At 65.1% G+C, this 11,455-nt stretch carries 12 protein-coding genes; 7 read left to right on the forward strand and 5 right to left on the reverse strand.

The annotated features are described in order from the left end of the window. The 6 genes from narH to IT472_RS03250 all read left to right on the forward strand — a co-directional run. On the forward strand, positions 1–1,405 hold a 1,405-nt coding region (gene narH / locus IT472_RS03225; protein WP_297178285.1), incomplete at its 5' end, for a nitrate reductase subunit beta. Then, positions 1,402–2,085 carry a nitrate reductase molybdenum cofactor assembly chaperone gene (gene narJ / locus IT472_RS03230; RefSeq protein WP_297178288.1) on the forward strand — a complete coding sequence of 228 codons (684 nt, stop codon included), beginning with the start codon at positions 1,402–1,404 and terminating at the stop codon, positions 2,083–2,085. The genes narH and narJ, both read left to right, overlap by 4 nt. Then, positions 2,082–2,786, forward strand: a complete 705-nt coding sequence (narI, locus tag IT472_RS03235; RefSeq protein ID WP_297178291.1) for a respiratory nitrate reductase subunit gamma — start codon at positions 2,082–2,084, stop codon at positions 2,784–2,786. Before narJ ends, narI begins: the two co-directional genes overlap by 4 nt. A gap of 2 nt (positions 2,787–2,788) precedes the next feature. Continuing rightward, positions 2,789–3,697, forward strand: coding sequence for a peptidylprolyl isomerase (locus IT472_RS03240; RefSeq protein ID WP_297178294.1), 909 nt, complete (start codon positions 2,789–2,791; stop codon positions 3,695–3,697). A gap of 57 nt (positions 3,698–3,754) precedes the next feature. Continuing rightward, positions 3,755–5,158 carry a nitrate/nitrite transporter gene (locus IT472_RS03245; protein ID WP_297178297.1) on the forward strand — a complete coding sequence of 468 codons (1,404 nt, stop codon included), beginning with the start codon at positions 3,755–3,757 and terminating at the stop codon, positions 5,156–5,158. A gap of 217 nt (positions 5,159–5,375) precedes the next feature. Next, complete coding sequence (locus tag IT472_RS03250) at positions 5,376–6,173, forward strand: TOBE domain-containing protein (protein WP_297178300.1); 798 nt, start codon at positions 5,376–5,378, stop codon at positions 6,171–6,173. A gap of 53 nt (positions 6,174–6,226) precedes the next feature. Here IT472_RS03250 and IT472_RS03255 read toward each other — a convergent pair whose 3' ends face one another. From IT472_RS03255 to modA, 5 genes are all read right to left on the reverse strand, one after another. Next, positions 6,227–6,754: a molybdopterin-dependent oxidoreductase gene (locus IT472_RS03255; RefSeq protein WP_297178303.1), complete on the reverse strand. Its 528-nt coding sequence runs from the start codon at positions 6,752–6,754 to the stop codon at positions 6,227–6,229. After that, the gene (locus IT472_RS03260) at positions 6,688–7,740 is read right to left on the reverse strand and encodes a tellurite resistance/C4-dicarboxylate transporter family protein (protein ID WP_297178305.1); all 1,053 of its coding nucleotides are present in this window, start codon (positions 7,738–7,740) and stop codon (positions 6,688–6,690) included. Before IT472_RS03260 ends, IT472_RS03255 begins: the two co-directional genes overlap by 67 nt. Before the next feature lie 125 nt (positions 7,741–7,865). Continuing rightward, the gene (gene modC, locus IT472_RS03265) at positions 7,866–8,939 is read right to left on the reverse strand and encodes a molybdenum ABC transporter ATP-binding protein (RefSeq protein ID WP_297178307.1); all 1,074 of its coding nucleotides are present in this window, start codon (positions 8,937–8,939) and stop codon (positions 7,866–7,868) included. After that, positions 8,932–9,624 (reverse strand): molybdate ABC transporter permease subunit, encoded by a 693-nt coding sequence (gene modB, locus IT472_RS03270; RefSeq protein WP_297178310.1) that lies wholly within the window; start codon positions 9,622–9,624, stop codon positions 8,932–8,934. Before modB ends, modC begins: the two co-directional genes overlap by 8 nt. Before the next feature lie 7 nt (positions 9,625–9,631). Further along, positions 9,632–10,426: a molybdate ABC transporter substrate-binding protein gene (modA, locus tag IT472_RS03275; RefSeq protein WP_297178313.1), complete on the reverse strand. Its 795-nt coding sequence runs from the start codon at positions 10,424–10,426 to the stop codon at positions 9,632–9,634. Positions 10,427–10,526: 100 nt separating this feature from the next. On the opposite strand from modA, the gene IT472_RS03280 reads away from it, so the two are divergent. Next, positions 10,527–11,455: signal recognition particle receptor subunit alpha (locus tag IT472_RS03280; RefSeq protein ID WP_297178315.1), on the forward strand; the 929-nt coding region annotated here is incomplete at its 3' end.

The raw sequence follows: 11,455 nt of genomic DNA on the forward strand, positions 1-11,455 counted from the left end.
GCCCGGAGTCGGTTATCCCAAGGAATGGGAAAATCAGCAGAAATGGAATGGCGGCTGGGTGCGCGACGCCCGCGGGAAACTCACGCTCAAGGCCGGCGGCCGCTTCCGTCTGTTGGCGAAGATTTTCGCCAATCCCGATCTGCCGGAGATCGACGACTATTACGAGCCGTTCGACTTCGACTACCAGAACCTGCACGAGGCGCCGGACGGCCAGCACCAGCCGACCGCGCGCCCGCGTTCCCTGATCTCGGGGGAGCGTATGCAGAAGATCCATTGGGGCCCGAACTGGGAAGAAATCCTCGGCACCGAGTTCGCCAAGCGCAGCAAGGACAAGAATTTCGACGGCGTGCAGAAGGAAATCTACGGCGCCTTCGAGAAGACCTTCATGATGTACCTGCCGCGGCTGTGCGAGCACTGCCTCAACCCGGCCTGCGTCTCTGCGTGTCCGTCCGGTGCGATCTACAAGCGCGAGGAAGACGGCATTGTCCTGATCGACCAGGACAAGTGCCGTGGCTGGCGCATGTGCGTGTCGGCCTGCCCGTACAAGAAGATCTACTACAACTGGAAATCCGGCAAATCCGAGAAGTGCATTTTCTGCTACCCGCGCATCGAGATGGGCGAGCCGACGGTGTGTTCGGAAACCTGCGTCGGCCGCATCCGCTACCTCGGCGTGCTGCTGTATGACGCCGACCGGATCCAGGAAGCCGCATCGGTTCCCGCCGAAAAGGATCTCTATCAGGCCCACCTCGACATCTTCCTCGATCCGTTCGATCCCAAGGTGATCGAGGCAGCGCGCAAGGAAGGCATTCCCGACAACTGGCTGGAAGCGGCCAAGGCCTCGCCGACCTACAAGCTGGCGATCGACTGGAAGCTGGCACTGCCGCTGCACCCGGAATACCGCACCCTGCCGATGGTCTGGTACGTGCCGCCGCTGTCGCCGATCCAGTCTGCCGCCGAGCGTGGCCGCGTCGGCATGAACGGCGAATTGCCGGATGTGGCCTCCCTGCGCATCCCCGTGCGGTATCTGGCCAACATGCTGACCGCAGGTGACGAAGCGCCGGTGGTGCGTGCGCTGGAGCGGATGATGGCGATGCGCGCCTGGCGCCGTGCCCGCAACGTCGATGGCGTCGAGGACACCAAGGTGCTGGAGCAGGCCGGGCTGACCGTGGCCCAGGCCGAGGACATGTATCGGTATCTGGCGATCGCCAATTACGAAGACCGTTTCGTGATCCCGACCGCGCACCGCGAGTACGCCAACGATGCCTTCGGCGAGCGTGGCGGCTGCGGTTTCAGCTGGGGCAATGGCTGCAGCGGCGACACTCCGGCCGACCTGTTCACCCAGCGCAAGACTGCCCGCTATTCCGTGCATCCGAACCGGCAGGAAAAATTCGAGGTCATCGAATGAGCCTGCTCAAGTTGATCGGCGTGCTGCTGGACTATCCCCAGGATGCGCTGTGGGAGCACGGCGAGGAACTGCTGGAAGCGGCAGGGAACGCCGATCTCCCGGCGCCGAGGCGTGCCGCATTGGTCGGTTTCGTGAACGACCTCATGGCCATGGATCCACTGGAGGCGCAGGACCGCTGGCTGTCCCTGTTCGACCGCGGCCGCACCATGAGCCTGCTGCTGTTCGAACACATCCATGGCGAATCGCGCGACCGTGGTCAAGCCATGGTCGACTTGATCTCCAATTACCGCAAGAACGGCTTCGAACTGGACGCCCGGGAGTTGCCCGATTACCTGCCACTGGTGCTGGAGTACCTCAGTCTGCAGCCGCAGAGCGAGGCTCGAGACTGGCTGCAGCACGTCAGCCACATCGTTGGCCTGCTTGCCGCGCGCGCAGGCGAACGCGGCAGCCCCTACGCACTGCTGATGGAACTGCTGGTCGAAATTGCCCACGGCAAGCTTGACTTGGGGCCATTGAGACAGCGCGCCAGTGAAGAGCCGCGCGACGACACCCCCGAGTTCATGGACCGGCTCTGGGAAGAAGAAGCGGTGCGTTTCGGGGCCGAAGCGCCTGACGAAAACTGCAGCCCGCCCACGCGCCGACCCGCGTCCACCGCCGCCATCCGACAGGTGACCCGATGAGCTATTTCGACGTTTTCGCGTTCCAGATCTATCCCTACATCGCGATGGCGGTGTTCTTCGTTGGCAGTCTGGTGCGCTACGACCACTCGATGTACACGTGGCGCAGTGGCTCCAGCCAGATCCTGTCCAACCGCGGCATGCGGCTCGGCAGCAACCTGTTCCACGTCGGCATCCTGATGGTGCTCGGTGGCCACATCGTCGGCCTGCTGACCCCGCATTCGGTGTACACGCTCTTCATCAGCCAGGAACACAAGCAATTGCTGGCGATGGTGGTTGGCGGATTCTTCGGTTTCCTGTGCCTGATCGGCATGCTGATCCTGCTGTGGCGTCACCTGTTCAATCCGCGTATCCGTGCCACCGACAACTGGCGCAATGTGCTGCTGCTGGTGCTGCTGCTGGCGCAGCTGCTGCTGGGCCTGTATTCCATCGTCCAGTCCAGCCACCACTTGGACGGCAGCGTGATGACCCTGCTGGCCGATTGGGCGCAACGTATCGCCACCTTCCGCGGCGGTGCGGCCGAGTTGATCTCAGGCGTGCATTGGGTCTACAAGGCACACATCATCCTGGGATTGACCCTGTTCCTGGTCACGCCGTTCACCCGACTGGTGCATATCTGGAGCATTCCGCTGGAGTACCTGTGGCGGCCGTACCAGGTCGTGCGTCGGCGCCAGCCTGGCCTGCGCTACGGGCCGAGATCCTGACCATGGCAGGACGCACGACGGGTCGGCGCGAGCTGCCGATCACGGTCATCGATTCGGGCAAGTCGGTGGCGCAGGAAGCCCATGCCGACCATCACGACGAGCAGGGCGAAGGTCCGCGCAGCCTGGGGCGACCGGCACCGGCCATGCTGTTCGTCGGCGATACCGCCATCAGCGAGGCCGACATCGCGCGTGAAATGCAGTTCCATCGTGCGCTGAAACCCGAGCAGTCGCGCGCCGATGCGGCGCGTGCGCTGGTGGTGCGTGAATTGCTGCTTCGTGAGGTCGGCCGGCTCGGACTGGACGGGGACGTGCGGGCGGACGGCGCCGAGGCGGTCGAGGAGGCCTGCATCCGGGTCCTGTTGGAGCGCGAGGTGGAAAATCGCGTGCCCAGCGAAGGGGACTGCATGCGCTATTACGACAGCAACCCGGAGCGATTCCACGCACCGGACCGGATCCGGATCCGCCACATCCTGCTTGCCGCGCCGATGGATGACGTCAACGGGCGATTCGATGCCCGCAGGCGCGGCGAAGCGATGATCGTCGAGCTCAAGGCGCAGCCGCACCTGTTCGCCGATTTCGCACTGCGTCACTCAGATTGTCCATCGAAAAACGAAGGCGGGGACTTGGGCTGGATCGAGCATGGCCAGACCACCCCGGAATTCGATCGCCAGGTATTCCGACTGCGCGAAGGTTTGGCCAGCTTCCCGGTGGAGTCACGCTGGGGCTATCACGTGGTCTGTGTCGACGCGATCAGTGCCGGTGAAAAACTTGCGTTTGATCAAGTGCGCCAGCGCATTTCCGATTACCTTGAGCTGCAGGTTCGTCAGCGCGAACTCCAGCTCTACCTGCAGGGTTTGCAGGAGCGCTACGAGGTGCGTGGGCTGGACGAAATCGAGGCGGCCGCTGCCTGACGAACGTCGAGGCGCGGAGCCCGGAACGGTTCCCCAACCAAGACTGGAAGTGCGTCCATGCAGGACAATTCCCCCATCAGCCCAGCCCGCCAGCAACGGGCGCTGTGGCTCAGTACGTTTGCCTTCGGTGTCTGTTTTGCCGTCTGGGTGATCTTCTCGATCATCGGCATGAAACTCAAGGAGGAGCTGGGCCTGTCCGACACCCAGTTCGGCCTGCTGGTGGCCACGCCGATCCTGACCGGATCGATCAGCCGGCCACTGCTGGGCATCTGGTCGGAAATGATCGGTGGGCGACGGGTGTTTGCCTTGGTCATGCTGGTTGTGGCCGGGTTCACCTTCGCCCTGCCGTATGCAACCAGCTTCCCGGTCCTGCTGGTCTTCGGCCTTGGCCTCGGATTGGCTGGAGGTGCCTTCTCGGTGGGCGTGGTGTATGTCTCGGCGTGGTTCCCGCGCGAGAAACAGGGCACGGCGCTCGGGCTGTTCGGCATGGGCAACGTGGGGGCCGCCGTCACCAGCTTCGGCGCACCATTGCTGCTGCAGGTGATGGACTGGAAGCAGGCAGTCAATGTCTACGCGACCGCGATCCTGGTGACGGCGGTGTTGTACTACCTGCTTGCGCAACCGGCTCCCCGCGATGCTGCAGCCGCAGGCCAGTCCGCCTCGCTGAAGGAGCGCCTCGCGCCCATGCGCAACCTGCAGGTGTGGCGGTTCTCGCTGTATTACTTCCTGGTGTTCGGTGGCTTCGTCGCGCTCACGTCCTGGCTGCCGCGCTACTACATGGGCGTGTACAAGGTCGACATCGCCACCGCCGGCATGCTGGCCGCGAGCTTCGGCTTGCCGGCGACGATTTTCCGCGCCTTCGGCGGGGTGATGGCGGACCGCTTTGGCGCACGCAGGATCATGTACATCTCGTTCTCCGTGTGCATGGTCGGCCTGTTCCTGTTGTCCTACCCGAACACCCACTACGTCATCGAGGGCATCCACGGGCCGATTCCGTTCACGATTGCGCCAACCATGCTGGAACGCGCGATCGTGCTGTTCATCCTCGGCTTCGTGATGTCGTTGGGCATGGCTGCGGTGTTCAAACACATTCCGACCTACTACCCCAAGCACGTCGGTTCGGTCGGTGGCGTGGTCGGCATGATCGGTGGCCTCGGCGGCTTCATCCTGCCGATTGCATTCGGCGTGATGAATGACCTGGTCGGCATCTGGAGCAGCTGCTTCATGCTGCTATTCGTGATCGCCCTGACCAGCCTGCTGTGGATGCACTTCGCGATCCTGCGCAGCAACCGGGCCCGCCATCCCGAAATGGCTCGCGACACCGATCTGCCGGAGATCATGGCGGCACAGGAGGCCGTGCGGCAGGCGCGGATTGCGGCGGAAGCCGCGGAGCAGGCCGCACGTGCCGCCACGGCAGCAGCGGAGGCCGTGCGCAAGCGCAAGGCCGAAGGAACCTCTTGACGCAGAGGTTTCCGCCAGCCATGGACGGCTGGCCACGAATCAATCCTGCGAGTGATTGATGCGTGTGAGTCGAGCCCGGGCCTGTGCCGGGCTCGACGTGTGCTGACAATGCTTGGATGGCGTTGTTCAGACCTTACCAAGGCCCACGCTGGCGACGCGGTTGCCGCACACGGGGCGTGGTGTAGGCCGAACGGCATTGCTTGCAGGGATTTTCACCATGCCTTCGGCAGTCCTTGAGCCCCTGATCGAGTTGCGTGGCCATCGCACCAGCCTGACGCCGCAGCGCGCCAGGCTGGTGCAGGCGCTTCAGGCGCATGGCTCCATCAGTGCCTCTGCGCGCGCGCTGGGGAGGAGCTACAAGGGGGCTTGGGATGCCATCGCGGCGCTCAATTCCCTGATGGGCGTGCCGCTGGTCAGTGCCGAAACCGGTGGCAGCGGCGGTGGCGGCGAACGCCTCACCGAGATGGGTCGGCGCGTATTGGCCTTCCATCAGGCCTTGTCGGCGTTGCAGCAGCGATTGCTGGCGGGGCAAGGGAATCCCGCCAAGGCCGGCGATCTGGACCAACTGCACGAACAACTTGGGAATCTCATGCTCGAGACCAGTGCACGCAACCAGTATGCAGGCATCGTGCGTGCGGTCCAGCGCGGCGCGGTCAACAGCGAAGTGAGCCTCGATCTCGATGGCGGAGACCACCTGACCGCGATCATCACCAATCGCAGCGTCGATGACCTCGTCCTGCGCGAAGGCGGCAGTGCCATCGCCTTGGTCAAGGCCTCGTTCGTCGTGCTGGCGGAGCCCGGCGTGCGCACCAGTGCGCGCAATGCGCTGGCCGGAACGGTGCTGTCCTGTCGCGCCGGCGCGGTGAATGCCGAAGCGGAGCTGCAGCTAGCGGGCGGTCGCCGGTTGGTGGCGACGGTCACCAATGAACGCGCGAATGCGCTGGGCATCCGCGAGGGCAAGGCGAAGCTCGCGCGGGTCAAGTCATCGCACGTGATCCTGGCGGTGGCGGCATAAGTCGCATGCCGACATCCCTGTCGGCGTCCGGATGCTGCGGAGGATGGGTGCGCTTACATGCGCACGGCGTGCGGGCTGCTCAGCCAATGCACATGGCGCGGGCCGGTCTTGATGTCCTTGCCGGAGATCAGCAGGAATTGGCCTTCGCCGTCGTCCAGCGGCTTGCCGTCCTTTTCCCAAGCCACCAGGACCTGTTTGCCGATCTCGGTGTTGTACAGCTCACTCCAGGAGAAGGTGACGGTATAGCCATCGGTGGCCCGCGCCACGATCACCATGCGGCGATCGTCCTTGTGGGATTGCAGGTCGATGCCGACTGCATTCAGCACGTCGGTCAGCAGGACGCCACGGAAATTGTTGACCCGGCCCTTCATCTCGCCGGAGGCACAGACCACGTCCATCGGGCCGGAATTGCGCGGAGCCAGCTGCTTGAGGTCGGCCAAGTTGAGTTCCACCGGCGCCTTGACGGCTCCAGTGATGGCCAGCGAATGGCTGGGGATGCCGGCGGTGGCGTGTCTCAGCTTGGCCGTCGTCGCCAGAATCCCCCGAGGGCGGACAGCTGGCCGGCGAACAGGACGCTCCATGCCAACAGTCCGGCCCACAGCATCACGTGTGGCAGCCAGCCGAAGAAGTGCAGGTCCATCGCATGTTCCAGGCGGGTGGTGCAGGCGGCGTACATGCCGATCGGGAACACCGCGCCCCAGTACATCGGGTCGTAGTGGAAGGGGAAGCGGCGCACGCCGTGGCGCCAGATCGCAAGCACGATGAGCATCGGTAGCCACCAGGTGCCGGTGGCCCAATAGAAAATGGTGAAGCCCTTGATGAAGGGCAGGATCGACTGAAGGAACGGCGCGTGCGGGGCGTTCAGGATCAGCAGCGTGCCTGCCAGGGTGGAAATGGCCATCGCGCCCATGTTGATCCAGTACGGTGGCGACAGGTCGGCGGGTGAGAAAGTGAAGAAGGTGTAGCGGTAGAAGATCAGCGACATCATCCAGATGTAGAGCATGCCGCCCCACAGCCACATCGACAGGGCGAAGAAATTCAATTCCATGCGCACGGGCTGCGGAAGATGGTCGGAGACCAGTGCAGCGAGCACCGCCATCGACTGGGTCGCCACCACCGCCAGCAGCCAGCCGCCGTTGATTCCCTTGTCGAGCGGAGGCTTGTCCTGCTTGATGGTCAATGCGGTGAAGATCGCGTAGGTCAGCAGGATCCACGCGAGCAGCCCGATGCCTCCGAGCAGCAAGGCCAACGGCAGGCTCTTGGCCAGCAGCAGGCTCTGGGCGCCGAGGATCGAGCAAGCGGCGACGAAGGTGAAGAAGCCCGGTGCGTTGAGGTGGTTCATCAAGTCGCCGATGACCAGCTTGGGATGCCAGCACAGGCGGGCGAGTGCGAGTAGGCCGATGGTCAGGAACAGGACCACGTTCACGGCGAACAGCGCTTCCGGAAGGACGGGCACGCCAAGCAAATGGGAGGCCACCGAAAGGATGCCGGTGGCCATCACCATGCTGAAGTAGCCGGGTGACATCGTGGTGATCGATGCGCGCACGTGGAGCAGGAGACGGTTCATGGCATGCGTGTGGGTGTTGGGACGTGGCCCGGCAAGACGCCTCCGGGACACCGGAAACAAGGGGCGTGACCGAGCCTAGCGGCGTCCCGGGGGCCGTGGATTGATCGAAGTCAGATTCGCAGGCTTCAAACCAGCAGTGCGATCGCCTTGATCTGTGCCCACAGGGACATGCCCGGTTGCAACCGCAGGCGTTCGACCGAACGCTGGGAAATGCGGGCCAGCAGCGGCGTGCCGCCCGCGTCCATCCGAACCTGCACCTGTCCGCCGGGCAGTCCGTGCAATTCCATCAAGGTGGCCTGGAGCAGGTTGAGCAGGCTGGAATCGTCGTGCCGCTGCAATGCCAAGCTGACATCGCGGGCGAGGATGCGCACACGCATGGTGGTTCCCGGGCCATGTTCCGGACCCTGGGCATAGAGGATGCCGGCAGTGGTGCGCAAGGTCAGCAGGCCATGGGGATCGCGTTCGACCACGTGCGCCTCAAGCACCACGCCGGCATCGTCGCGCAATGCCAGCGGGAGCTCGGGTCGGTTGAGCAGATCGAGCGCGGGTCCGGACAAGAGCACCTTGCCCTGTTCCATCAGCACCAGGTGGTCGGCTAGGCGTGCCACTTCGTCGATGGCATGGGTGACGTACAGGATCGGCAGGGTTGCTTCGCGCCGCACCGTTTCAAGGAAAGGCAGCACCTCGGCGCGGCGAGGTGCGTCCAGCGCGCTCAGGGGTTCGTCGAGCAGCAGCAAGCGCGGTGCGCAGGCCAGCGCGCGCGCCAATGCGACGCGCTGGCGCTCGCCTCCTGACAGGGACTCAGGCTGGCGCGCAAGCAAGGGCGCCAGCTCCAGGCGTTCGATCCAGTCGTCCAGCACCCCTGCGGGGGCCCCCGCACGCGACCAGCCATAGCGCAGGTTGTCGTGCACGCTCAGGTGCGGCAGCAGGGCGCTGTGCTGGAACACCATGCCGACCGCGCGACGATGCGCGGGCAGGCAGGTGTTTACGTCCTGCCAACAGTCGCCTGCGATGCGCAACACACCGCTGGTGTTCGGCTCCAATCCTGCAATCGCGCGCAGCAGGGTGCTCTTGCCGCAACCGGATGGACCGAACACCACGCTGGTGCCGCGTGCCGGCAGTTGCACATCGACGTCGAGCCGGAACGCGCCGCGTGCCAGCTGCAGCGTGATGTCGAGGGTCGCGGCAGGCTCAGTCATTGGCCATCGCCGTGCGTCGTCCGAACCATTGCATCAACAGCAGCAAGGCGAAGGAGAACAGCAGCAAGCCTGCCGCCAGTCGATGGGCTTCGCCATAGGCCATGCTTTCGACTTGGTCGTACAGTAGCACCGACAGCACCCGCGTCTCGCCCTCGATATTGCCGCCCACCATCAGCACCACGCCGAACTCGCCGATGGTGTGCGCGAAGCCGAGCAGGGCGCCAGCGAGCAGGGACGGCCTGGCCAGTGGCAAGGCCACGGTGAGGAAGCGATCCACTGGCGATGCGCGCAAGGTCGCGGCCGCGTCGAGGGTGGCTTGTGGAATGGCACTGAACCCGGCCTGCAGCGGCTGCACCACGAACGGCAACGAGTACAGCACCGAGGCGACCAGCAGGCCGTTGAAGGTGAACGCCAGCGTGTCGAGGCCGAGCGCCGCCGTCAGTTGCCCGATCGGGCCGGAGGGCGCGAATGCGACCAGCAGGTAGAAGCCGAGCACGGTCGGCGGCAGCACCATGGGCAAGGCGACCACCGCGCCGAGTGGCGCGCGCCAGCGCGAATGCGTGCGGGCCAGCCACCACGCCAGCGGCGTGCCGAGAACCAGCAGGATCAGGGTGGTGAGGCCGGCGAGCTTGAACGACACCCACGCAGCCATCAGCCAAGCCGGCGTGGTGGGTTCAAGCGGCATGGTCGTCTCAGTCGTAGCCGAGGGTGCGGATCTTGGCGCGCACGCCGGGGCTTTGCAGGTATCGCAGGAAGCCGCGCGCGGCCGCATTGCCGCGTCCGTGCCGCAGCAGCACCGCACTCTGCACGATCGGCGCATGCCATGCCGCGGGCACGGTCCAGGACGAGCCTGCGGGCCGCCCGCGTGCTGGAAGCACCAGCGATGCCGGCAGCAGGCCCAGCGGCGCGGCACCGCTGGCGACGAACTGCGCCGCCTGACCGACGTTCTCCCCGATCACCAGCCGTGGCTGCAGTTCGTTCCAGCGACGCAGGTACTGCAGCGTTTCGCGGGCGGCTGCGCCGTAGGGTGCCAATTCCGGATTGGCGATTGCGAGCTTGCTGATGCTGCCTTGGCGCAACAGCGCCTCGCCGTCGCGGACCAAGGCCGGATCGCGGCTCCACAGCACCAACCGACCGGTGGCGTAGTCCTGCAGGGTATTGCCTTCGGCGAGGCCTTCGTTCACCAGCAGCCGCGGCGTCGACGCATCGGCCGACAGCAGTGCATCGAACGGCGCGCCATTGTGGATCTGCGCGTAGAGCTTGCCGGTCGAGGCGGATGAAATCGTGATCCGGTGGCCACTGCGCCGCCCGTACTCGGCCGCCAGCGTGCGTACCACATCGGCGAAATTCGCCGCCACCGCGATCCGCGCAGTGACGGGCGGGGGCCTTGGCGTGGCGGGCGGGGTCGTTGAAAGTGCCGGCATGGCTGCAAGCAGCAGCACCGTGGCTGCCGCCAGAAGCCTTGAAAACCAACCCTTGTGTGTCATTCGATCCATCCTTCTGGAGTCTGGTCAGTTTAACGGCACCGCGATGCTGGTGTGTCGACCCCTCTATAATCCGCAACTCCAGCACAAAACCGGCAACGTCGTGTTCGAATCCCTGACCCAGCGCCTTTCCGGCACCATCGAGCGTTTGCGCGGCCGTGGTCGCCTGACCGAATCCAATATCAGCGAAGCCATGCGCGAAGTGCGCATTGCCCTGCTGGAAGCCGACGTGGCGCTGCCGGTGGTGCAGGCACTGATCCAGCGCATCAAAGTGCGCGCTCTCGGGCAGGAAGTGTTGCGCTCGCTCACCCCCGGCCAGGTGCTGGTGCGGATCGTGCGCGACGAGCTGGCCGCAGTGATGGGCGCGCAAGCCAGCGATCTGAACCTCAACGTACCGGCGCCGGCGGTGATCCTGATGGCCGGCCTGCAGGGCGCCGGCAAAACCACCACGGTCGGCAAGCTTGCCAAGCACCTGAAGGACAAGCGCAAGAAGAAGGTGATGGTGGTCAGCGCCGACGTCTACCGTCCGGCCGCGATCGAACAGCTGCAGACCCTTGCCGGGCAGGTGGGCGCGATCTTCTTCCCCTCCGATGCCGCGCAGAAGCCCGAGGCCATCGTCAGGGCCGCGATCGACGAGGCGAAGAAAACCTTCGCTGACGTGTTGATCGTCGACACCGCCGGCCGCACCTCGATCGACGACGCCATGATGGCCGAGATCAAGGCCCTGCACGCCGCCGTGCATCCGGTCGAGACCCTGTTCGTGGTCGATTCGATGACCGGCCAGGACGCGGCCGTCACCGCCAAGCATTTCGGCGAGGCCTTGCCGCTGACCGGCGTGGTGCTGACCAAGACCGACGGCGATGCCCGCGGCGGCGCGGCGCTGTCGGTGCGCTACATCACCGGCAAACCGATCAAGTTCATTGGCGTCGGCGAGAAGCCCGACGGACTCGACGTGTTCCATCCCGAGCGCGCCGCCGGCCGCATCCTCGACATGGGCGACGTGCTGTCGCTGGTCGAGCAAGTCGAATCCCA

Source organism: Thermomonas sp., from assembly GCF_020850895.1.
In the GTDB taxonomy this organism is placed as follows: Bacteria; Pseudomonadota; Gammaproteobacteria; order Xanthomonadales; family Xanthomonadaceae; genus Thermomonas.

Coding starts and splice junctions, on each gene's coding strand:
- narJ (WP_297178288.1), top strand. CDS start 1,402: ATGAGCCTGCTCAAGTTGATCGGCGTGCTGCTGGACTATCCCCAGGAT.
- narI (WP_297178291.1), top strand. CDS start 2,082: ATGAGCTATTTCGACGTTTTCGCGTTCCAGATCTATCCCTACATCGCG.
- IT472_RS03240 (WP_297178294.1), top strand. CDS start 2,789: ATGGCAGGACGCACGACGGGTCGGCGCGAGCTGCCGATCACGGTCATC.
- IT472_RS03245 (WP_297178297.1), top strand. CDS start 3,755: ATGCAGGACAATTCCCCCATCAGCCCAGCCCGCCAGCAACGGGCGCTG.
- IT472_RS03250 (WP_297178300.1), top strand. CDS start 5,376: ATGCCTTCGGCAGTCCTTGAGCCCCTGATCGAGTTGCGTGGCCATCGC.
- IT472_RS03255 (WP_297178303.1), bottom strand. CDS start 6,754: ATGGAGCGTCCTGTTCGCCGGCCAGCTGTCCGCCCTCGGGGGATTCTG.
- IT472_RS03260 (WP_297178305.1), bottom strand. CDS start 7,740: ATGAACCGTCTCCTGCTCCACGTGCGCGCATCGATCACCACGATGTCA.
- modC (WP_297178307.1), bottom strand. CDS start 8,939: ATGACTGAGCCTGCCGCGACCCTCGACATCACGCTGCAGCTGGCACGC.
- modB (WP_297178310.1), bottom strand. CDS start 9,624: ATGCCGCTTGAACCCACCACGCCGGCTTGGCTGATGGCTGCGTGGGTG.
- modA (WP_297178313.1), bottom strand. CDS start 10,426: ATGACACACAAGGGTTGGTTTTCAAGGCTTCTGGCGGCAGCCACGGTG.